We start from the raw sequence: 16,622 nt of genomic DNA, 5'->3' as shown, positions 1-16,622 counted from the left end.
CCATATCCACACGGCTATGATGTATTTTAAAATGGGATCCAGTTTGTTATATATTTCGATCATAGGCTTTACTATTTAGCCGTTGCAACGGCGGTTTTACTTTATTTTATGCGATCTTCAGCACACCACTTATTCGCTCGATTCTTTGAGTAATCTTCCTGATACGTTGAATGTGTCAACTTATAAGCAGCCTGCACCATAAATGATCCTGTGGGAATAAATAAGAAAGCCCACATTTCTAAATAAAAGATGATACGTTGTGCTTTAAGGTTTATCTTGAATTCAGCTGTGCTTTTTTGATGATTTTTAATCCATAAAAGCCATTCTTTAGGTAATTGCATAGCTTAATTTTTAGACATGATTGCTCGATAGGTTAAAATGCTTAAAAGGAAAAAAGAAATAACTACGGCCCACGTAAGGTTTTTAAAATAGCAGCTTTGAATTACGCAGATAAAAACACATCCAAAAAGCTCAAAAATCGATTTTCGCATAGCTTTCCAATACGTTTTTATTTTGAACTTCCAATCTGCTTTAAATAGTTCTTCTTCCTCAATCATCCCCTCTATCAATTAGCCGTTGCAACGGCGGTTTTATCTTTAGAAAGTTTCTCGATTTTGCCCATTACCTGGTTAAGACCTTCTTGTTTCTGAAGACATTCCAGTTTATACTGAAATAGCGCCAATACGATATTGAAGTCTTTAGAGTTACGGTTAAGTACATCGCGTACCATTTTATCGGTATATTTTTTCGCTCTTAACGGCTTTTTACCGGCAGTATTTAAACTATTGGCGACAATAGTTGCGTAGCCTCTGGGGAATATGCCCTTTAATTCTGCGCTTTCCGCTTTCGTAAGGTCATTTTTCATATATTGCGTATGTTTGTGTGCACTAACATATATTAGTGTACGATTAGTCGCTTTTTATATACTTTAATAGTCGTTTACAGATACAAATATATATAAAAGCGACTATAAAGCAAGCGTATTTTATGCACTTTTGTATAATTATTATTTATGTATTTGGATATCAAGGAGTTAAGAAATAAATCTTCGCTTACTTTAGAGGAATTTGCTCAACGTTTGGGCATGAAAAGGTATCAGACGATATCCAAGTATGAAAAGGAACCAGAAAAAATACCAGATTCAATTAAAAAATTGATACGGTATGAATTCGCAGAATTTCTTCCAGAGGAAGAACGATTAGCCGTTGCAACGGCATCTCACCCTACACAATCCCAAGATTCCCCCCTACAGGAGCTAAAAGCTGAGAACGCACAGCTAAAAAAACGTGTTGCAGATCTGGAGCAAGACAAAGAAGATCTAAGGAAAGATAAAGAAATGCTTCAACTGCATATTAAAACGCTAACGGGAACAACCGGAAATAGCGAACAAAGCGCTTAAGAGCGATTTGGGTACATCCTGATTATAGTCGGTAATTTCCTTTGGTAGCAACAGGGGAAAATTACCCTAAGTTTGGTGTGTTAAATTTAGAAAAGTAATAATTCTAATTTTAAATATAAATAATGTTATCACGTAAAATTACTTATCATCTTTATAAGTTTTATGAAGAACGATTACCTGACACTGCGCTTTATCAAAACTTCGATTTTGAAGATTTTATTACATTTCTTCACAATTTAAATCCAAAAGAGAGAAAAAAGGGTTTATCCGATTCCAAATTTTGCTCTTTAGATTTTATTGAAGACATTACCTCAGATTCTTTAAAAAGAAGAGGAAAAACAAGAGTTTATTTTGGAGCAATGAAGTCAGCTATTTATGGGAGTAAGAAAGATTTACTGGATAGTGAAACAAATGAAGAAAGAGAAAATGATAAAAAAGTTAGTGAAGGCGAAAAAGAATTAAATTACTTTATCTTAGCTTTTGATAATAATGCAGAATTTGATATAATTTATCAAACAATTCATAATGGTGTTACTGCATATCAATTTTATAAATATTTAGAAACGTATATTGATAGATACATTATTGCTCAAAATATTCAAAAAAATTTCGTTACTTCCTTTGGTGATGTTATAGTAAATAATCCTAAAGAGTTAATTCATGATTTACATAGGGTGGTTGAATGCAAAATCTATATGGATAAGAAAATTTTGGGTTCAGACTTTCTTAATATCTCCGAGCGTACTTATACAGTCAAGGATTATTTAAAAGTTGATGTTACTGCTGATATTAAAAAAAGTATTGACGGGTTTGCAATAGATTGCATTAATGGACTGAAAAACGACCGAAGAATTGATAAAATTTGGATACGAGGAAAAGATAGCGAAAGTAATGAGAGTAAGTTTTTTATTGAAAAAATCCAGAAATCTAAATTCTTAAAGGTGGAGATTGATCCAATTAAAAGGACACTTAAGAAAAGTGATGTAAAAACTAAAATGATAAGTCTTATAAATTAGTAGATGTTTGGGGAGTTTATTTTTTTTATAGCAGACTATATCGCTATCTCCAAGAGATACCGATGGTTCGATATATTACTTCCTTTAATCATTACAATCATTATTGCTGTATTTGTTCCCAGTTCTATTTTTAAATTAGATAACAGTTTTTTAGGAAATGTTTTAACTTTAGTTGGTGTTTTAGCAGGTTTTAATATAACGGCGTTAACTGTTTTAATTACTGCGGATAATAAAAATTTAGATGAACTTAAAAGTAAAAAAACTTCTTCAGTTTTAAATCGTGAAACTATTTCCCTATATAAAGCACTATATGTATTTATATCCTATTCAGTATTTTTAGCTTTTGCTATTTTATTTATAGAGATCATTGGTTATATAATACCAGTCAAACAAACGTTTGGTATTTTTATATATGGAATATTGTCCTGTTTAAATGTTACTGCAATTATGCATTTAATTTTGCTCAATATTAGAAACATAACTTTTATTTATTTTAGTTTTTTTAATCAAAAAGATAGTGAACGTAAAAAGACTTCTTGAAGATAAAGGACTTTCAACCCGCGTTTGGGATTAACTTCTAAAACAATCAGAGGTTTGCTAGAAGATAAAAATATGTAAAAGACCGTTAACAAAAATTTTTACGATTATGGCACAATATAGAATTTCGGGAGTTTGGAAAAATTCTGAGGGTGTTATTACTCATTATGCTTTTCATGAGAAAAAAAGTAATTCAGTAAGCTTTGCTAATAAAGTTGATAAAAGTTATGCAATTCAATTATTAGAGAATCCTAATAATTCTGCATATACCTGGATTTGGAATTATAATTTGTGTAAATGGAAAATTGGTGAAGAGGTAAAAGTGGTTAATGGTAATTCTGGTAAATATTTGAGATCGAATCCAGATAAGACAGAAACCAATAATTTAGAACACTTAATTGATTATGATTGGCTCAGGTATTTATAGATAGTTTGATAACAGGAAAATAAATGAAATAGGAGTATTATTATGTGGATGCTGACCTTGCTTTTAAGTTTTGTGATTACTGTTTTTTTATAGTCATTGGCGTTAGAAGTTTTTTAAGTTTGAAAATATAATATCTTTGCTTTCAATCTTAAGTTATAACCTTTTGCAAAACAATAGAACAATAACTAAAATCGGTATAGAAGGGAATCTCATTACAGATTCGAATGGGATTAAAAAGTTATTTCAATTTTACAATAAAGCCGTTAGATATAAAAACCAGATCATAGAGATCGATATGTACAAAATGGGGTTCTTCGATGCGAATCTTTCCTGTGTTTTATATGCAATTTTATATAAGTTGAATAAGGATAATGGTTTGAAATTTGAGCTTGATTTCGATTATTTGCAAAAGGAGTACAGTGTGCTTTTTAGAAATGGATTGTTTATTGAAGGGGAGGCCGTAGACGAGAGAGAATCCACAATTCAACTTAAATCGTTTCAGCCAAATGCAGATAATGATGAAGAGTTTGTACATTATATTACTAATGATGTTTTAGGTCATAGAGGGATGCCAGATTTTTCAAGAAAAGTAAAATTAGGCATTGCACAAGAACTTACAGAAATATCAAGTAACATTATGCAACACTCACAAACAGATGAACCATTTTTTGTTTGTGGTCAATATTTTCCAAAGAAAAACTTACTTAATTTTTCTATAGTAGATATAGGGGTAGGATTTTTGCCTGCAATTAGAAAAAAGGAAGCGAAAATAACAGACCACGGTGCAGCGATATTATGGGCTTTGAAAAGTGGAAATACCACGAAAAAAGATGTGCCTGGTGGTCTTGGTTTACATAATTTGCTAAAATACTGTGACGATAACAATAGCTATATGCAAATTGTGAGTGGTGATAAGTTCTGGAACTCCGAGTCTATGCCTGGTTTTACCATGTCTCTGGGATGTGAATTTTCCGGCTCTGTGATTAATTTGCTTTTCTCAGATAAAATACGCTAAATTTGCACGCCTTTTTGCACAGAGTTTGCTTTTAAAAGGTTTTATATTTATATTTAATACTATGAAAATGGAATTAAAAAAAATTTTAGGATCATCTTTGGCTACGAACCCTAAACAGGGCAAAAGCTTTTTTAGTAGCCTAAATAAGGCTGCTAAGGGTTCTAATGAAATAGAAATTTCATTTGAAGGTATAGAGTTGCTTTCTTCTGCCTTTTTAAACGAATCTATAGGTAAATTCGTTATGATGTTCCCTGACAAAGAGTCTAATGTAAAATTTATTTATCCTAGCGATCAGCCAATATTTGAGACAAAGGTAAACGATGTTTTAGATAACGTAAAGATGGGAGATAAATATGACGAATGGTTGGAAAACGCTCAAACTCATTAAATGAGTGATTATAGTATATCCAAGCTTACAGACTATGATCTTACGGATCCTCCGAAAAAAAAATTTCTACTCGATGCAAATATTTGGATTAACGTAATTAGATCCAGTAATAAGCATAGAAAGAAAGCTAATTTATATAGAGAATTCTTTTTTGATATTGTGGACTGCAAGGGGGCTAATATTGTTTTACCTGCCTTGGTGGTTTCTGAAGTAATGAATAGATTATTAAGAGAAGTTTATTTAAAGAAATTTATTGAGAGAATTTGTGCAAAAGAACCATTAGATAGTAGATTCTATAAAGAGCAATTTCGACCTTCTAAAGAGTATCGTTCTGGTTGTATGATAATCGCTGATGAATTTAAGATGTACTTACAGAGTATAGAGCTTAAAAATGATGAGTTTGGTAAGAACGTAAAGTATAAGCATGTTCTTTCTAAATTTGATTTTGGCTTAGATTTTAACGACAGTTTTCTTTTTTACTTAGCAAAAAAGAATAATTACATAATTGTAACAGATGATGGTGATTTTTGCGTTAAAGGAGTTGATGTACTTACTTTAAATCAAGAGCTTTTGGAAAAAAGTTCTAAAATGTAATCTTGATAATATTTAAAAATGAAGGATATAGATATTAGATTAGAGTTACATTCTAACTACCTTTCCAGCTTCTATAAGCATGATCCTGATTCAGTTATAATTGATGAACTAGGTATTTGTCAAGGATCTTCTAAAATAGATATTGCTGTTGTGAATGGTCACTTGTGGGGATGGGAGATTAAAAGTGAAAAAGATAATTTAAAGCGGTTGCCTTCACAAATCCAATATTATAATAAGGTTTTCGATTATGTTACTATAGTAGTTGGGAGAAATCACTTGGAGGAAGTGAAAGAAATGGTTCCTGAGTTTTGGGGTATTATGGAGGCTAAAAATCAGAAGGGAAATAGCTTGTCCATAAAGAGTGTTAGGAACTGTAAGTTAAATCCAAAGATTGAAGCAATATCATTGGCTCAACTATTATGGAAAAATGAGACCTTGGAAATCCTAGAAAGATTAGGGAAAGATAGGGGATACAAAAGTAAACCGAGACGCGCACTATGGCAAAGGTTAACTGAGGTTCTTTCCCTTGAAGAATTAAATTCTGAGGTTAGATCTTATCTTAAGAATCGAAAGGGATGGAGGACAACTGATCAACAACTAGTTCTAAGTGGTGGTTAGTACCAATTTGTCTCCAGGTCGTAGCATTACCAGTACCTCCTATTTGCTGAGATTTCTCTAATATTTCATTATCTCCCCAGCTGAAGTCTTCGCCATAAAATTCTCCGGAATGATTAACTAGTTGATCGCATAGGCCGTAGAATTGATCATATCCAAACCTCTTAGCATCCCTTCCTTTTAAAATTAACCAATCATTAGCTATGGTGTATCTAAGGTTTACACTCATTCTTATCGTTCTAGGATCCATTTCGAACAATTCTGGATTAGCAATGGCATAGTCTCCAAATTCAGGTTTACGTTTTACCTTTGATGAAATTATATTTTTCCAGATTTTAAATTCAGATCTTGGTATTTTTTCAATAGAATCTCCACTTATCCCGGAAAGATTTTCGGGAAATGCTGTTAGAGAAAGTATAATTTTATTATAATCATTCAGAAACGGAAGCGAATTAACCATTAACTTTGAAAATTGACTTAGCATAGATTCTTGTTCGTTACGGAGGAATCCAAAATCTAATACGATATCAATTTGATTTAGATTTATTTCTAAAACTTCGATTATTCTTTCTATTTCTACTTGTAAATCAAAATCTTCAAAGTCATCTTGTGTAAGTCTTACACAAATTCTTTTAGAATTATTTTGAATTTCATTTTTCAATTCAATTAAGTAACCATTATCGAAATGTAGTCTGATAACTGGTATTGGAAATTCTCTTTTTTCTCTCAGACTTTCTAAAAGAGCGAATAGGATGTATTTATCTCCTATTTTTATCTCATCAAGTAATTCAACATCAATATAGCATGGGTATTGCCTTCTTCCGGTGCCAGATATGCCGTTAATAATAGTTTGTAAATGTTTTTCAATTGTTTTTGAAGGTTTGCCATTAACATAATCATAGGTTATGGGTGGAATTTCGAAGAGCGGAGTGAGATTTTCTCTCGTTTCAATCTTAAGCTTTTTTAAAGCTTTAAATTCTCCAGATTTCGCTTTCAAAATTGGAGTGTAGTGACTTTTCATAAATATATATTTTAAAATATTAACACTTCAATTTAGATTATTTTAACAAATAATGTTAGGGGAAAATTCCCCGTTATAGAAAATTTTTATGGATTTATATTGCGGTGCTTAAGCGAATTAGAGGACTAGGTTGTATGTATTTTTGCTTAGCCTTTAGCGGAGCCTATAAAATCAGTTTTGCTGTAAAAACGAAAAAAATAATTTATTTGAAAATCAAAGGGTTAAATCTCTAGATTAGGGTAGGAATAAAATTCAAAATCCAGTTTCTTCGGAAGTGTGGGTTCGATTCCCACCCAAGGTACTTTAGGACCTCTACAGGCTAGCTGTAGAGGTTTTTTTATGTAATAAAGTTTTCTAAAATGTTGAAATTTTAATTGAATTGATACGTTAATACAATTACAATTAGTAAATATTTATTATTTAAAAAATTCCAGAAATTAATAAAATTTATAATTTTCCCACCCCAAATCATATATTTATGAAACGTATCTTATTTATATTAATCTTTCTTAGTGCTCATGGCATAAGTGCACAAGAATCTAAGTTCGGATTGACTTTAGGTGTCAATTATCCATGGCAATCTAAGAATGGGGAGTTGGTTGCTCCTCCGAATCTTAGCTATTTTCCAAATCCGATGCTTGGTGGGCAGGCAGGAGTTTTTTACGAAAGAAACTTCAAAAAGTTTTTGATTCGTCCTCAGTTTTTATTTTATCGGTCAAGAGGAGATTATGATTTTCCGAATTCAAATCCAATATATACACTTGATAAAGTAAATTTAGAGCTTTTATTTGGTTATGAGGTTTTTGAAAAATTTTCAGTTCTTGCAGGACCAGGTTATCAAATTATTGTTAGAAATAATTTTGATGTTAGAGGTGAAGACTTAAGGGATAATATGAGTGCAATAAATATACCTTTTGGAGTCAAATATGTAATCAGTAAAAGATTAGATGTAAGTTTAATGTATAATTATACTTTAGGATCAGATGGTAATCAAAGGCCTCTATTACCTTACGATAGAGGGCTCCAGTCTTTTAATCTAGATGATGCAAAGATTGATGTTATCTCTTTAAATTTTAGCTTTGCCGTATTTATGTCGAAGAATAGAAGAAGTAAAAGAGCAAAAAGCGGTAGTCGCGGTTGTTATTTCTAAAATAGCTTTCAATGCTAATCGTGTTGTTTAAATGCTTCAAATAGAAATGCTGTTTGAAGTTTTTAACAAAGAATTAATTTCTAAATTTGCATCGCAACTATTAATTAATAATTAAACAACACAACAATGAGTACTCCTTTAACCGAAGCTAAGATTTTTAGCTGTACCCAAAGCCGGGATCTTGCAGAGAAAATTGCAGCTTCGTACGGTAGCAAGCTTGGGAATGTAATTACTTCTACGTATAGTGATGGTGAGTATCAGCCTTCTTTCGAAGAATCTGTTCGCGGTGCCAGGTTATTTATCATTGGTTCTACAAATCCAGGAGCCGATAACCTTATGGAAATGCTTCTAATGCTCGACGCTGCCAAACGTGCTTCAGCAAGACATATTACTGCAGTGATGCCTTACTTTGGATGGGCTAGGCAGGATAGAAAGGATAAGCCTCGTGTGCCTATTGCTGCAAAAATGATAGCGAGTATTCTGGAAACTGCTGGTGCCACACGAATCATAACGATGGATCTACACGCAGATCAGATCCAGGGATTTTTTGAAAAACCAGTAGATCACCTTTTTGCTTCAACTGTATTCCTTCCTTATTTAAGAAAGCTAAACTTAGATAACTTAACGATTGCTTCTCCAGATATGGGAGGGTCAAAAAGAGCTTATGCTTATTCTAAAGAATTACAGAGTGATGTGGTTATTTGTTATAAGCAACGAGAAAAGGCCAATGTAATTTCTCATATGGAATTAATTGGAGATGTTACAGGAAAAAATGTTGTGTTGGTCGATGATATGGTGGATACCGCAGGAACACTTACTAAAGCTGCAGATCTTATGATCGAGCGCGGCGCAAAAAGTGTGAGAGCGATTTGTACACATCCTGTTCTTTCAGGTGGAGCATACGATCGTGTAGAGAAATCTAAGTTATCTGAGCTTATTGTAACAGACTCTATTCCGCTTAGAAAAAAATGTGATAAAATAAAGGTGGTTAGTTGTGCCGAACTTTTTGCAGATGTAATGCAACGTGTGCATGGCAACCGTTCTATTAGCTCTAAATTTTTAATGTAAAATTTATCTTCTAAAAAATTTAGAATCAGGCTTTAATATTTCAGCAAAATGTTGCAATTTTGCACTCCTTAAAAATAAATAAGAAATGAAGTCAATTACGATCAAAGGATCTAAAAGAGAAAGCGTAGGTAAAAAAGCTACTAAAGCGCTACGTAATGCTGGCCAGGTTCCTTGTGTATTGTATGGTGGTGATGCAGAGCCATTACACTTTACAACCGAGGAAATTTCATTCCAGCACTTAGTGTACACGCCAGATGTTCACACTGTAGTAATCGAGTTGAAGAGTGGAGAAAAGTACAATGCAATTCTTCAGGATATCCAGTTTCACCCAGTGACTGATGCTATTCTTCATGTTGATTTCTATGAAATATTCGACGACAAAGCGATCTCTATGGAAATTCCAATCCATACTGTTGGTGTTGCTCGTGGTGTTAAGAATGGTGGTGTATTAAGATATAACCTACGTCGTTTAAAAGTACGTGGTTTACCAGGAGCACTTCCAGATTACATCGAAGCAGATGTAACTAAACTTAAAATTGGTCAGAAATTATATGTAACTGCTGTAGAAAGCGAAGATTACAAAATTCAGCACCCAGATAACACGGTAATTTGCCAGGTTAGAACTTCTCGTAACATTGTTGCTCTTGATGATGACGATGAGGATGATGATGATCCACAAGATGTACCATCTACAGAGACAGATGATGTTGCAGCTGTAAAAGAATAAATTCTATTACAAATTGTGATAATATTTATATCCCGTATCAACACGATACGGGATATTTTTTTGTAAGAACTTTAGCATTGCTGTTATTAAAAGCACAGTGAAAATTTTATCTTTACCAAAAGAAACAAGATAATGCTGTCGTTCTTCGGAAGAATTTTAAAAAATAAGAAAGCTAAAGAAGAAGAAATTGATCCCATGAAAAAGTTTTTAATCGCTGGCCTTGGTAATATTGGTCCAAAATATGAAAATACACGCCATAATATTGGTTTTAAGATTCTGGATGAATTAGCGGCGAAGCAAGAAGCAGTGTTCACTACTCAAAAGCTTGGTGATATTGCCCAATTTCGATATAAAGGCAGAACATTTATTTTGCTGAAGCCTAGCACTTATATGAACCTAAGTGGTAAAGCTGTGAATTATTGGCTTCAGAAGGAAAAAATTGCAGTAGAAAACTTATTGGTGGTGACAGATGATCTAAATCTGCCCTTCGGAACATTGCGACTAAAAACCAAAGGAAGCGATGGCGGTCATAATGGTTTAAAGGATATTCAAAGTCAGCTTAATACTACAAAATATAACCGATTCAGATTCGGTATTAGCGATCAGTTTTCTAAAGGTCAGCAAATCGATTATGTATTGGGAGAATGGAGTGATGAGGAAAATAATGAACTTCCGGAGCGCTTAAAAAAGTCGGCCGAGTTGATCGAATCTTTTGGGACAGCAGGTGTTTCTAATACAATGAATTCTTTTAACGGAAAATAATTAGCCTTGAAAATACACAAAGGAGCAAACGCATTTAAAAGTGATAAGCCAACAGTAGTAACTATTGGTACTTTCGACGGAGTGCATGCGGGGCATAAAAAAATAATAAATCGTCTGGTAGATAGTGCGCAGGCAAATAACCTGGAATCGGTTATTCTTACCTTTTTTCCGCATCCAAGAATGGTTTTACAAAAAGAAAGTGGCATTAAATTAATTAATACCATAGAAGAGCGCACCGAGATTTTGGAGCAAACGGGAATAGATCATTTAGTGATTCACCCATTTACCATGCAATTTTCAAGACTTACTGCGAACGAGTTTGTTAAGGAAGTTTTGGTTGAAAAACTTAAAGCTAAAAAGGTAATTATTGGCTACGATCATCGATTTGGTAGAAATCGAACGGCAGATATTGATGATCTTAAAAAGTTTGGAGAGGAACTAGATTTCGAAGTTGAAGAAATCACTCGCCAGGATGTAGAAGAAGTAGCAGTAAGTTCAACAAAAATAAGAGCCGCATTAGAAGAAGGTCGGGTAGAAAAGGCGAATACTTTTTTGCAACATCCATTTTCTTTAGAGGGAGAAGTGGTGAGAGGTAGAGGCCTTGGTAAAGAATTTAGTTACCCAACCGCTAATATTAATATTGCTGAAGATTATAAACTTATTCCTAAAAACGGTGTTTACGTGGTACGTTCTAAAATTGAAGGCAAAACCTATTTTGGGATGATGAGTATCGGCACAAACCCAACTGTTGGAGGCACTTCAAGAACCATCGAGACATTCTTCTTTAAGTTAGACAAAGATCTTTATGGAAAACGTTTAAAGATAGATCTTTTAATACGCATTAGAGACGAGAAAAAATTTAATTCAGTCAATGAGCTTAAGATTGCGATGAGACAGGATGAAGCATTTTCTGTTCAATATATAAAAGATAATTATGTGGAATAAGTGGCTTTTTACGCGAGTAGATAATTCAGGATTAATTTTCTTTAGAATTGCATTTGGATTGTTAATCGCGCTAGAAGCTATTGGCGGAATTTTTACAGGTTGGATTCGGCGAACTTTAGTCGAACCAGATTTTACTTTCAACTTTATAGGTTTCGAATTTTTACAACCCCTTCCTGGTGATCTTATGTATTACTATTATGGATTGATGGGTGTTTTTGGAATTTTAGTAATGATAGGTTTTAAATATCGATTTTCGATGTTTTGCTACACAATTATGTGGGCATCGGTCTATTTAATGCAAAAGTCTTCTTACAATAATCATTATTATCTTTTAATGCTGCTGTGCCTTATTATGATCTTTCTGCCGGCGCATAAGGCCTTATCTTTTGATGCCTGGAAGAATAAAGCAATACGATCTATCTCAATGCCACGCTGGGTGTGGCTTTTTATTGTGCTTCAGTTGTGGATCGTTTATAGTTATGCTTCCGTAGCTAAATTATATCCAGATTGGTTAGATGGAACGGTGCCAGAATTGCTAATGCGCAGTAAAAGTGATTATTGGCTGGTAGGCGATTTTCTTCAGAAACCATGGATAAAATGGGTGATTGCTTATTTTGGATTAATTTTCGATCTATTGATTGTACCAATGTTGCTTTGGAAGCGAACCAGGTTACCATTTTTCATACTGGCGATTTTCTTTCATTTATTCAATAGTTTTATCTTCCATATTGGTATTTTTCCATACTTATCTTTGGCGTTTTGTGTGTTCTTTTTTCCAACCCAAAAAGTCAATAAATATTTACTTCGGAATAAAAAAGAGCACTATGACGGTAAAGAGGTGATCGTTCCTGAAAATAATACGGTTCTGAAACTTGCAATTGCTTTGTGGTTCGTTATTCAAATTTCGCTACCCTTGAGGCACTGGTTAATAAAAGACAATGTACTTTGGACAGAAGAAGGACATCGTCTAAGCTGGCGAATGATGCTAAGAACTAAAAGTGGACGATCTACTTTTAAAGTGGTGGAGAAAGGTACGACAGATACGATTATTGTTAAAAAACAACACTATTTATCCCGAAAGCAACGAAGGATCATTAGTACAAAACCCGATGTGATCTGGCAATTTGCACAACGTTTAAAAGAAGACTATGCAAAGAAAGGCAAAGATATTCAGGTTTTTGTAGACGCAAAGGTTTCGGTAAATGCCAGGCCTTACGAAAGGCTAATCAATCCAGAAGTTGATATTGCAAATGAAGAATGGAATTATTTTGCTCATCATGATTGGATTTTGCCTTCTAATTTAGATAAATAATTAGCCCTGCTTTTATTACATTTGTTGCTTCAAATTATTATTAACGGCAATAAAAATTAATTGGCCTTATGTTACAAGTTAACAACATCAAAGAGCACAAAGACGCTTATATCGAAGCGCTGAAGAAGAGAAATTTTGATGCTGAATCTATTTTTGATGAGGTATTGAGTTTAGACGAAACCCGTCGCTCCACTCAGTCCAAACTTGATGATACTTTGGCCGAATCCAATAAACTTTCTAAGCAAATTGGATTGATGTTTAAAAATGGAGAACATCAAAAAGCCAATCTTTTAAAAGAGAAAACAGGAAAGCTAAAGGAAGATTCTAAGAATTATTCTGAAGTTTTATCGAATACGATCGCAGAGCTAGAAAAGCTACTTTATACAATTCCTAATGTTCCTAACGAAGTTGTTCCGGCAGGAACTTCTGAAGATGATAACGAAGAAATTTTCAAAGAAGGAGATGTTCCGGTGCTAGCTGAAGGTTCTTTACCACACTGGGAACTTGCAAAGAAATACGATATTATCGATTTTGAACTGGGAAATAAAGTTACCGGGGCTGGTTTTCCTATTTACAAAGGTAAAGGAGCAAGGTTACAACGTGCTTTAGTTTCTTACTTTTTAGATAAAGCGGTAGAAGCAGGATATTCAGAATATCAACTGCCATTAATGGTAAATGAAGCTTCTGGATATGGTACCGGGCAATTGCCAGATAAAGAGGGGCAAATGTATCACATCACTGCAGACGATCTTTATATGATCCCAACTGCAGAGGTGCCAATTACCAATATGTATCGTGATAATCTTTTAATAGATAAAGATTTTCCTATCGCCTGTACCGGTTATACACCCTGCTTTAGAAGAGAGGCGGGTTCTTACGGAGCGCACGTACGTGGTTTAAATCGTTTACATCAATTTGATAAAGTTGAATTGGTAAGAATTGAAAAACCAGAGAACTCTTATAAAGCTTTAGACGGAATGGTAGATCATGTAAAAGGGCTGCTTAAAGATCTAAAATTACCTTACCGTATTTTAAGATTGTGTGGTGGTGATTTAGGGTTTACTTCTGCCTTAACTTACGATTTCGAGGTTTTTTCTACTGCTCAGGATCGTTGGTTAGAAATTAGTTCAGTTTCAAACTTTGAAACTTTCCAGGCAAATCGTTTAAAGTTACGTTATAAAAATAAAGAAGGTAAAAAAGAATTGGTGCATACGCTTAACGGAAGTGCTCTAGCGCTACCTAGAGTTTTAGCCGGAATTCTTGAAAATTACCAAACCGAAAACGGAATTAAAATTCCAGATGTACTTGTGCCTTACACAGGTTTTGATATTATCGATTAACAACTTAATTATCATAAATAAGAAGCGCATTTTGTTATATTTACATTATGCGCTTTTTTATTTTATTCATATCATTTTTCCTCTTTTCGCCGGGAGTAGATGCACAGTCATTACAACTAGCTAAAAACTTTTTCGATAAAGGAGAATACGAAAAAGCCTTATCGTATTATCAAAAAACGCTAGAGCAACAAAGCAATAATCCGCAAGCCTTTAATGGCATCATTAGTTCTTTGCAGCAGTTAGAGCGATTTGATCAGGCGGAAGAAATGCTTATGCGTCAATTAGAAAATTCGCCTCAAAACTCGACGATTTTTATCGATATTGGGCATAATTTTGCGCTGCAAAAAAACGATATTAAAGCTGAAGAATATTACCAGAAATCATTAGCTCTCATCGGAAATGAACCAAGACAGGCTTTTGGTGTTGGCTTAAGATTCGAGAATTATAATTTGCTGGATTATGCCGCGACCGCTTATAAAAAAGCGAACGAAATAATGCCTAATGCCGGCTTAGAGCTTAAACTGGCAAGACTTTATGGCGAGCAGGGAGAACTTCAACAAATGTTCGAAAGTTATTTGAATTTAGTCATCAAGGACGAAAAATATTTCCCGTATGCCAATCGAGAATTTGGAAAGTTTATTACTGAAGATGCTTCAGCCGAAGCTAATATTATACTAAGAACCTCGCTTTTAAAACGACTTCAAACAAATCCCGATCCGTTTTATAATGAGATGCTGAGTTGGTTGTATATTCAGCAAAAAGATTACAACAAAGCACTAATCCAGGAAAAGGCAATTTACAGACGCTCTGAAATGCCAAATCTTAACCGCATGATGAATCTGGCTTATGCTGCAAAAAGAGCAGAAGATCTTGAAGCCGCAATTGCAGTAACTAATTTTATAATTGAAGAGGCACCGGCAGCTATAAAATTACGCGCAAAACAACTAAAATTGAGTTTAGAAGTCGCTACTGCAAAAGCTTCAGAATATCCTGAAATTGAAGAAAACTTCCGTAGTGTTATTTCAGAATTCGAAAATTCAGGAGAAACCATTCCGTTGCAAATCGATTTTGGTCAGTTTTTAGCCTTTAAATCCGGTAAAGTTGATAAAGCAGAAAGTCTATTGAAAAATTTACTGAACAAAGCTGTAAACGAATACGAGGAAGCCCGAATCAAAATGGCTATAGCCGATGTTCTGGTACTTCAGGAAAAATTTAATGAAGCACTTATCACCTACACCCAGGTGCAAAAAATGGTAAAGAACGACCAGATCGCGCAGGATGCTCAATTTAAAGTGGCCAAAACCAGCTATTATAAAGGCGATTTTGAATGGGCGCAAACCCAGCTGGACGTCTTGAAAAAATCAACATCCCAGTTAATTGCTAATGATGCGATGGAACTTAGTTTAATGATAAAAGATAATACTCGGGAAGACTCTACCCAGGTGGCGCTTAAAAAATATGCGCACGCAGATCTTTTGGCTTATCAGGGAAAAAATGAGCAGTCGATTACCGAATTGCAGCAATTGCTAAACGAACATAAAGGCGAAAAGATCGAAGATGAAGCTTTATTTAAGCAGGCGCAGTTGTACGAACTAGAGGATCAATATCTTTTAGCTGAAGAAAATTATCTGGCAATATTGGATAATTTTGGGCAGGATTTATTAGCTGATAATGCAGCCTGGAATCTTGCCGAACTGTATGCTGGAGAACTCAATTTACCTGAAAAAGCCAAACAATATTACGAACAGATATTGTTCAATTTTGAGGATAGTATTTATTTTATCGAATCTCGTAAAAAATACAGGGCGCTAAGAGGCGACGAAATAGAATGAAGTTTTTTCTAACCAAATCATATAAACTATTTTGGGTACTTATTCCATTGGTATTTATGTACGGTTTGTTCAATAAAGAACATTCTTTGATGGTAAATATTCATGCTACTTATTTCGTAATTAATCACTTGGATTTTGCAGGACTCATTGTCATATTTTTTGGCTTATTTGGATTAGCATATTGGTTAATGGATATATTCAACAAGAAATTGATCAGCTGGATGACGGCTTACCATGTGTTTATAAGCATTTTTGGTTTATTGATATTACTGGTTTTTTACGATGAAGTTGAAAATTTAGAGATCGATTATGCTTTTAAACAAACTTTAATATTGCTTATGCTTATTACCGCAGGTGTTACCGTCGCAGTGCAATTATTATTTCCTATAAATCTTATCGTCTCATTTCTTCGGAAGAAAAAGCACTAATTTCAGCTAATATTGAAATTAACTCGCTACCATTCGTACGATTCGT

General features: G+C 33.8%; 20 protein-coding genes. 17 read left to right on the top strand and 3 right to left on the bottom strand.

Features of this window, described 5'->3' with window-relative positions; genetic code table 11:
* Positions 1 to 101 precede the first annotated feature (101 nt).
* Both BM201_RS01210 and BM201_RS01200 read right to left on the bottom strand, forming a co-directional pair.
* Positions 102 to 341 carry a hypothetical protein gene (locus BM201_RS01210; RefSeq protein ID WP_092539576.1) on the bottom strand — a complete coding sequence of 80 codons (240 nt, stop codon included), beginning with the start codon at positions 339 to 341 and terminating at the stop codon, positions 102 to 104.
* Between the two features lie 224 nt (positions 342 to 565).
* Complete coding sequence (locus BM201_RS01200) at positions 566 to 865, bottom strand: hypothetical protein (protein WP_092539574.1); 300 nt, start codon at positions 863 to 865, stop codon at positions 566 to 568.
* A 147-nt stretch (positions 866 to 1,012) separates the two neighbouring features.
* Between BM201_RS01200 and BM201_RS01195 the strand changes: the two genes are divergently transcribed.
* The 8 genes from BM201_RS01195 to BM201_RS01160 all read left to right on the top strand — a co-directional run bounded on the left by BM201_RS01195 (position 1,013) and on the right by BM201_RS01160 (position 5,994).
* Positions 1,013 to 1,399 (top strand): helix-turn-helix domain-containing protein, encoded by a 387-nt coding sequence (locus BM201_RS01195; RefSeq protein WP_092539573.1) that lies wholly within the window; start codon positions 1,013 to 1,015, stop codon positions 1,397 to 1,399.
* A 122-nt stretch (positions 1,400 to 1,521) separates the two neighbouring features.
* Complete coding sequence (locus BM201_RS01190; protein WP_092539572.1) at positions 1,522 to 2,415, top strand: hypothetical protein; 894 nt, start codon at positions 1,522 to 1,524, stop codon at positions 2,413 to 2,415.
* A 3-nt stretch (positions 2,416 to 2,418) separates the two neighbouring features.
* Positions 2,419 to 2,955, top strand: a complete 537-nt coding sequence (locus BM201_RS01185) for a hypothetical protein (protein WP_092539571.1) — start codon at positions 2,419 to 2,421, stop codon at positions 2,953 to 2,955.
* A 106-nt stretch (positions 2,956 to 3,061) separates the two neighbouring features.
* Positions 3,062 to 3,379, top strand: coding sequence for a DUF3892 domain-containing protein (locus BM201_RS01180; protein WP_092539570.1), 318 nt, complete (start codon positions 3,062 to 3,064; stop codon positions 3,377 to 3,379).
* A 136-nt stretch (positions 3,380 to 3,515) separates the two neighbouring features.
* Positions 3,516 to 4,394 (top strand): hypothetical protein, encoded by an 879-nt coding sequence (locus BM201_RS01175; protein WP_139219099.1) that lies wholly within the window; start codon positions 3,516 to 3,518, stop codon positions 4,392 to 4,394.
* Positions 4,395 to 4,461: 67 nt separating this feature from the next.
* Positions 4,462 to 4,782, top strand: a complete 321-nt coding sequence (locus BM201_RS01170) for an STAS-like domain-containing protein (protein WP_175486952.1) — start codon at positions 4,462 to 4,464, stop codon at positions 4,780 to 4,782.
* Positions 4,783 to 5,376 carry a type II toxin-antitoxin system VapC family toxin gene (locus BM201_RS01165; RefSeq protein WP_092539567.1) on the top strand — a complete coding sequence of 198 codons (594 nt, stop codon included), beginning with the start codon at positions 4,783 to 4,785 and terminating at the stop codon, positions 5,374 to 5,376.
* 18 nt (positions 5,377 to 5,394) lie between these two features.
* A complete protein-coding gene (locus BM201_RS01160) occupies positions 5,395 to 5,994 on the top strand; it encodes a sce7726 family protein (RefSeq protein ID WP_092539566.1) in 600 nt (199 codons plus the stop codon).
* Here the strand turns inward: BM201_RS01160 and BM201_RS01155 are convergent.
* Complete coding sequence (locus BM201_RS01155) at positions 5,936 to 7,012, bottom strand: beta family protein (RefSeq protein ID WP_092539565.1); 1,077 nt, start codon at positions 7,010 to 7,012, stop codon at positions 5,936 to 5,938. The two genes, BM201_RS01160 and BM201_RS01155, sit on opposite strands and share 59 nt — an antisense overlap.
* 478 nt (positions 7,013 to 7,490) lie before the next feature.
* Between BM201_RS01155 and BM201_RS01150 the strand changes: the two genes are divergently transcribed.
* The 9 genes from BM201_RS01150 (at position 7,491) to BM201_RS01110 (ending at position 16,576) form a co-directional block, all read left to right on the top strand.
* On the top strand, positions 7,491 to 8,162 hold the full coding sequence (locus tag BM201_RS01150) for an outer membrane beta-barrel protein (protein ID WP_092539564.1): 672 nt from the start codon (positions 7,491 to 7,493) through the stop codon (positions 8,160 to 8,162).
* A gap of 126 nt (positions 8,163 to 8,288) precedes the next feature.
* Positions 8,289 to 9,230, top strand: a complete 942-nt coding sequence (locus BM201_RS01145; RefSeq protein ID WP_092539563.1) for a ribose-phosphate pyrophosphokinase — start codon at positions 8,289 to 8,291, stop codon at positions 9,228 to 9,230.
* An 85-nt stretch (positions 9,231 to 9,315) separates the two neighbouring features.
* Positions 9,316 to 9,957 (top strand): 50S ribosomal protein L25/general stress protein Ctc, encoded by a 642-nt coding sequence (locus BM201_RS01140; RefSeq protein ID WP_092539562.1) that lies wholly within the window; start codon positions 9,316 to 9,318, stop codon positions 9,955 to 9,957.
* A gap of 132 nt (positions 9,958 to 10,089) precedes the next feature.
* A complete protein-coding gene (gene pth / locus BM201_RS01135; RefSeq protein WP_092539561.1) occupies positions 10,090 to 10,719 on the top strand; it encodes an aminoacyl-tRNA hydrolase in 630 nt (209 codons plus the stop codon).
* Between the two features lie 6 nt (positions 10,720 to 10,725).
* Positions 10,726 to 11,664 carry a bifunctional riboflavin kinase/FAD synthetase gene (locus tag BM201_RS01130; protein ID WP_092539560.1) on the top strand — a complete coding sequence of 313 codons (939 nt, stop codon included), beginning with the start codon at positions 10,726 to 10,728 and terminating at the stop codon, positions 11,662 to 11,664.
* Positions 11,654 to 12,976 carry an HTTM domain-containing protein gene (locus BM201_RS01125; RefSeq protein WP_092539559.1) on the top strand — a complete coding sequence of 441 codons (1,323 nt, stop codon included), beginning with the start codon at positions 11,654 to 11,656 and terminating at the stop codon, positions 12,974 to 12,976. Before BM201_RS01130 ends, BM201_RS01125 begins: the two co-directional genes overlap by 11 nt.
* A gap of 68 nt (positions 12,977 to 13,044) precedes the next feature.
* Entirely contained in the window at positions 13,045 to 14,316 is a 1,272-nt protein-coding gene (gene serS / locus BM201_RS01120; RefSeq protein WP_092539558.1) for a serine--tRNA ligase, read from the top strand.
* 47 nt (positions 14,317 to 14,363) lie between these two features.
* Entirely contained in the window at positions 14,364 to 16,148 is a 1,785-nt protein-coding gene (locus BM201_RS01115) for a tetratricopeptide repeat protein (RefSeq protein ID WP_092539557.1), read from the top strand.
* A complete protein-coding gene (locus tag BM201_RS01110) occupies positions 16,145 to 16,576 on the top strand; it encodes a hypothetical protein (protein ID WP_139219097.1) in 432 nt (143 codons plus the stop codon). The genes BM201_RS01115 and BM201_RS01110 overlap by 4 nt, the downstream gene beginning before the upstream one ends.
* The last annotated feature ends 46 nt before the right edge of the window (positions 16,577 to 16,622 follow it).

This window comes from Zunongwangia mangrovi, from assembly GCF_900112105.1.
GTDB classification, from domain to species: Bacteria; Bacteroidota; Bacteroidia; order Flavobacteriales; family Flavobacteriaceae; genus Zunongwangia; species Zunongwangia mangrovi.
This window is presented reverse-complemented; position numbering and strand designations above follow the sequence as displayed.

Coding starts and splice junctions, on each gene's coding strand:
- BM201_RS01210 (WP_092539576.1), bottom strand. CDS start 341: ATGCAATTACCTAAAGAATGGCTTTTATGGATTAAAAATCATCAAAAA.
- BM201_RS01200 (WP_092539574.1), bottom strand. CDS start 865: ATGAAAAATGACCTTACGAAAGCGGAAAGCGCAGAATTAAAGGGCATA.
- BM201_RS01195 (WP_092539573.1), top strand. CDS start 1,013: ATGTATTTGGATATCAAGGAGTTAAGAAATAAATCTTCGCTTACTTTA.
- BM201_RS01190 (WP_092539572.1), top strand. CDS start 1,522: ATGTTATCACGTAAAATTACTTATCATCTTTATAAGTTTTATGAAGAA.
- BM201_RS01185 (WP_092539571.1), top strand. CDS start 2,419: ATGTTTGGGGAGTTTATTTTTTTTATAGCAGACTATATCGCTATCTCC.
- BM201_RS01180 (WP_092539570.1), top strand. CDS start 3,062: ATGGCACAATATAGAATTTCGGGAGTTTGGAAAAATTCTGAGGGTGTT.
- BM201_RS01170 (WP_175486952.1), top strand. CDS start 4,462: ATGGAATTAAAAAAAATTTTAGGATCATCTTTGGCTACGAACCCTAAA.
- BM201_RS01165 (WP_092539567.1), top strand. CDS start 4,783: ATGAGTGATTATAGTATATCCAAGCTTACAGACTATGATCTTACGGAT.
- BM201_RS01160 (WP_092539566.1), top strand. CDS start 5,395: ATGAAGGATATAGATATTAGATTAGAGTTACATTCTAACTACCTTTCC.
- BM201_RS01155 (WP_092539565.1), bottom strand. CDS start 7,012: ATGAAAAGTCACTACACTCCAATTTTGAAAGCGAAATCTGGAGAATTT.
- BM201_RS01150 (WP_092539564.1), top strand. CDS start 7,491: ATGAAACGTATCTTATTTATATTAATCTTTCTTAGTGCTCATGGCATA.
- BM201_RS01145 (WP_092539563.1), top strand. CDS start 8,289: ATGAGTACTCCTTTAACCGAAGCTAAGATTTTTAGCTGTACCCAAAGC.
- BM201_RS01140 (WP_092539562.1), top strand. CDS start 9,316: ATGAAGTCAATTACGATCAAAGGATCTAAAAGAGAAAGCGTAGGTAAA.
- pth (WP_092539561.1), top strand. CDS start 10,090: ATGCTGTCGTTCTTCGGAAGAATTTTAAAAAATAAGAAAGCTAAAGAA.
- BM201_RS01125 (WP_092539559.1), top strand. CDS start 11,654: ATGTGGAATAAGTGGCTTTTTACGCGAGTAGATAATTCAGGATTAATT.
- serS (WP_092539558.1), top strand. CDS start 13,045: ATGTTACAAGTTAACAACATCAAAGAGCACAAAGACGCTTATATCGAA.
- BM201_RS01115 (WP_092539557.1), top strand. CDS start 14,364: ATGCGCTTTTTTATTTTATTCATATCATTTTTCCTCTTTTCGCCGGGA.
- BM201_RS01110 (WP_139219097.1), top strand. CDS start 16,145: ATGAAGTTTTTTCTAACCAAATCATATAAACTATTTTGGGTACTTATT.